This is a genomic window from Rhodoferax sp., from assembly GCF_039922535.1.
Taxonomy (GTDB): domain Bacteria; phylum Pseudomonadota; class Gammaproteobacteria; order Burkholderiales; family Burkholderiaceae_C; genus Rhodoferax_B.
Map to the genome: position 1 here is coordinate 1 of NZ_JBDTEM010000038.1, position 2,313 is coordinate 2,313.

Genomic DNA, 2,313 nt, shown 5'->3' on the forward strand with positions numbered 1-2,313 from the left:
GCCGCGCTCCTCCACCAGACCATGGATATCGGTTTCGAACCCTGGGCACTTTGAATTGAACTCGCGTGAAAATTTGAGGTAGTCAACGATCTTCTTGTTGAACACTTCGCCCGGAATCAGCAGCGGAATGCCCGGTGGGTACGGCGTGACCAGGCCCACAGTGATGCGGCCTTCCAGGTCGTCGATGGCCACGCGTTCGGTCTTGCGCAGGGCGATGTGGGCGTAGGCATCGCTGGGCTTCATGGCCGGGGTCAGGTCGCTCAGGTACATGTCGGTGGTGAGACGGGCGATGTCGTACTTGGCGTACAGCGTGTGCAGATGCTGGCACAGGTCGGCCAGGCCCATCTTTTCGTAGCGCCGGTGCTTCTGGCAGAACTCGGGCAGGATGCGCCACATGGGCTGGTTCTTGTCGTAGTCGTCCTTGAACTGCTGCAGCGCGGTCAACATGCTGTTCCAGCGGCCCTTGGTGATGCCGATGGTGAACATGATGAAGAAGCTGTACAGGCCGGTCTTTTCGACCACCACGCCGTGCTCGGCCAGAAACTTGGTGACGATGCTGGCGGGGATGCCGGTTTTGGCGAACTTGCCGTTCAAATCCATGCCGGGCGTGACGATGGTGGACTTGATCGGGTCCAGCATATTGAAGCCGGTGGCCATCTTGCCAAAGCCGTGCCAGTTGGCCTTGGCGTTGGTTTTGGATTCGCCCTTGATGATCCAGTCGGTGGCGCGGCCAATGCCCTCCTCCACCAGTTTGTCGGGTCCCCAGACCTTGAACCACCAGTCGGCGCCGTACTCGTCGTCTACCTTGCGCATGGCGCGGCGGAAGTCGAGTGCTTCGGCAATGCTTTCCTCGACCAGCGCAGTGCCGCCGGGTGGCTCCATCATGGCGGCGGCCACATCGCAGCTGGCGATGATGCTGTACTGCGGGCTGGTGCTGGTGTGCATCAGGTACGCCTCGTTGAACAGATGCCGGTCCAACTTGACGTTTTGCGAGTCCTGGATCAGCACATGGCTGGCCTGGCTGATACCAGCCAGCAGCTTGTGGATGGACTGGGTCGCGTACACCACCGCATGCTTGGGGCGGATGCGCTTTTTGCCCATCGAGTGATAGCTGCCATAAAACGGGTGGAAGGCGGCGTGCGGCAGCCAGGCTTCGTCGAAGTGCAGGTTTTCCACGTAGCCATCGAGCATGTTCTTGATGGTTTCGGTGTTGTAGAGCACGCCGTCGTAGGTGGATTGCGTCAGCGTCAGGATGCGCGGCTTGATGGTGTCGGCATCCACGTGCTGCAGCAGCGGGTTGGCGCGGATCTTGGCCTTGATGGCGGCGGGCTCGAACTCACTCTTAGGGATAGGGCCGATGATGCCGAAGTGGTTGCGCGTGGGCTTCAAAAACACCGGGATCGCGCCGGTCATGATGATGGCGTGCAGATTCGACTTGTGGCAGTTGCGGTCTACCACCACCACGTCGCCTGGGGCCACGGTGTGGTGCCACACCATTTTGTTGCTGGTGCTGGTGCCGTTGGTCACAAAGAAGCAGTGGTCGGCGTTGAAGATGCGTGCGGCATTGCGCTCGCTCTCGCCAATGGCCCCGTTGTGGTCGAGTAACTGGCCTAGCTCTTCCACTGCGTTGCACACGTCGGCGCGCAGCATGTTTTCGCCATAAAACTGGTGGTACATCTGGCCCACCGGGCTCTTCAGAAAAGCCACGCCACCCGAGTGGCCGGGGCAGTGCCAGCTGTACGAGCCGTCTTCGGCGTAGTCCAGCAGCGCCTTGAAAAACGGCGGCTGCACGCCTTCCAGGTAGCTCTTGGCCTCGCGGATGATGTGGCGGGCCACGAACTCGGGCGTGTCCTCGAACATGTGGATGAAGCCGTGCAGCTCGCGCAAAATGTCGTTGGGAATGTGCTGCGAGGTCTTGGTTTCGCCGTAGATGTAGATCGGCACATCCAGATTTTTGCGCCGCACTTCTTCGATGAAATGGCGCAAGTTGAGCACCACCGGATCCTGGTCCGGACCAGACGAAAACTCTTCGTCGTCAATCGACAGGATAAAAGCGCTGGCGCGGCTTTGCTGTTGGGCAAACTTTGACAAGTCGCCATAACTTGTCACGCCCAGCACTTCAAACCCCTCCGTCTCAATCGCCTGGGCAAGGGCGCGGATGCCTAGGCCAGAGGTGTTCTCAGAGCGGAAATCTTCATCAATGATGACGATAGGGAAACGAAACTTCATGCCGGCCTCCAGCCAAATTAACGCAGTGACATGTGGACTTGCACCAGTCCTGCAAATATCAAAACAGGCGCGAAGTGTAAGGAC

1 protein-coding gene is annotated in these 2,313 nt (G+C 59.3%); it reads right to left on the reverse strand.

What is annotated here, in order from left to right:
• Positions 1-2,229: arginine/lysine/ornithine decarboxylase (locus ABI213_RS01445; RefSeq protein ID WP_348025805.1), on the reverse strand; the 2,229-nt coding region annotated here is incomplete at its 3' end.
• Positions 2,230-2,313: the final 84 nt, after the last annotated feature.